Source organism: Burkholderia sp. SCN-KJ (genome assembly GCF_024656005.1).
Classification (GTDB): domain Bacteria; phylum Pseudomonadota; class Gammaproteobacteria; order Burkholderiales; family Burkholderiaceae; genus Burkholderia.
This window is the reverse complement of sequence record NZ_JANKOG010000079.1, coordinates 1-1,689: the sequence shown is the minus strand read 5'-3', so window position 1 is coordinate 1,689 and position 1,689 is coordinate 1. Positions and strand designations below refer to the sequence as shown.

General features: G+C 60.6%; 1 protein-coding gene. It reads left to right on the top strand.

Translation table 11 applies throughout. The features are described from left to right. Positions 1-109 precede the first annotated feature (109 nt). The gene (locus NQV17_RS37695; RefSeq protein WP_257776145.1) at positions 110-1,600 is read left to right on the top strand and encodes an ISNCY family transposase; all 1,491 of its coding nucleotides are present in this window, start codon (positions 110-112) and stop codon (positions 1,598-1,600) included. The last annotated feature ends 89 nt before the right edge of the window (positions 1,601-1,689 follow it).

Below are 1,689 nucleotides of genomic sequence, written 5' to 3'. Positions count from 1 at the left end.
TGGTTGTAGTGGCTAAGTTGTAATGTCCGCTTCTAGCCAAGTTCAAATGTCCGCTTTTCGACCCATCGTAAGCTGATCGGCCGCTGGGAATCCAGCGCCGGAGGCTTTGATGGCTGGAACGGAACGGATCACGATGACGATGCGCGAGCTGGACAGGTTTAAGGTCATTCAGGACGTCGCGGACGGCAAGCTTCAGCCGTGGCGCGCGGCCGAGCGACTCGGGCTGACAACGCGGCAGATTCGGCGACTGGTCGGCCGATTGCGTGAGCACGGGCCGCAAGGTCTCGTGTCGCAAAGGCGCGCGAAGCCCAGCAACAACCGATTGGACAGCATGACGGCTGACCGGGTGCTGTCGATCATCCGCGATCGCTACGCCGATTTTGGCCCGACGCTGGCCTGCGAGAAGCTCTGGGAATGTCACGGCATTCGGCTGGCCAAGGAGACGGTCCGGAAGCTGATGACCGACGCTGGCCTGTGGGTGCCGCGCCGGCAGCGGCCACCGAAGGTTTATCAACCGCGGGCGCGACGCGCGTGCCTGGGTGAACTGATCCAGATCGATGGCAGCGATCATCGGTGGTTCGAGGAACGGGCGCCGGCCTGCACGTTGCTGGTGTATGTGGATGACGCGACGAGTCGGCTGATGATGCTGCACTTTACGCAGACCGAATCGACCTTCAGCTACTTCGAGGCGACGCGCGCGTACATCGAGTGCCACGGCAAGCCGGGGGCGTTCTATAGCGACAAGTACAGCGTGTTCCGCAACGTAACGCCAGGCAAGACTGGTAATCGTGTGACGCACTTCGGTCGCGCGATGTACGAGCTGAACATCGACGCGTTCTGCGCAAACAGCAGTCCGGCCAAGGGGCGAGTCGAGCGAGCACATCTGACGCTGCAGGATCGCTTGGTCAAGGAGATGCGATTGCGCGGGATCAACACGGTGGCTGACGCCAATGCGTATGCGCCCTCCTTCATGGCCGCTTACAACGCACGTTTTGCGAAGCCGCCGAAGAGCGACTTCAATGCGCACCGACCGTTGCGCGCCGATGAGAATCTTGACTTGGTGCTGACGTGGCGCGAGCCGCGAAAAGTGACGAAGTCGCTGACGGTGCAGTACGACCGGGTGATGTACTTGCTGGAGGACACGCCGGAGAATCGAAAGTTGATCGACCGGCAGATCGAGGTGTGGGAGTACCCGGATGGGCGCATCGAACTCCGAACAGAGGGTCGCGTGTTGCCCTGCAGGCAGTACGACCGGCTGGCCGAAATCGATCAAGGTGCCATCGTCGAACACAAGCGTCTGAGTCACGTGCTGCAGATCGCGCAAGCGCTTCAGGCGCAGCGCGATAACAGCCGAATCGGTAAGGCACCGTCTCGAACGCATCGAGGCGATTCGACCAAGACGAATCGCAGCGCCACTCAGCCGAACAAAAAGAAGCAGCGTGAGTTCACGCAGACCGATGTCGAGAAAGTGATCGTGGATCTCGCCGAACGCAGACAGATCCAACAGCCCGCGCGCAAACCTGGCCGTCGGTCTGCAAGGGGCCGTGACGCAAGCGTAAGCACCCTGCCCGTTCAGGATCAGCTCTTCGACACGGCGTGATCTGCAACCCAAGAGAAACAAGCCTCAAGCCCGTAAACCCGGACATTTCAACTTAGCCGAGACGCGGACATTTGAGAATGGCTTTGACA

Coding starts and splice junctions, on each gene's coding strand:
- NQV17_RS37695 (WP_257776145.1), top strand. CDS start 110: ATGGCTGGAACGGAACGGATCACGATGACGATGCGCGAGCTGGACAGG.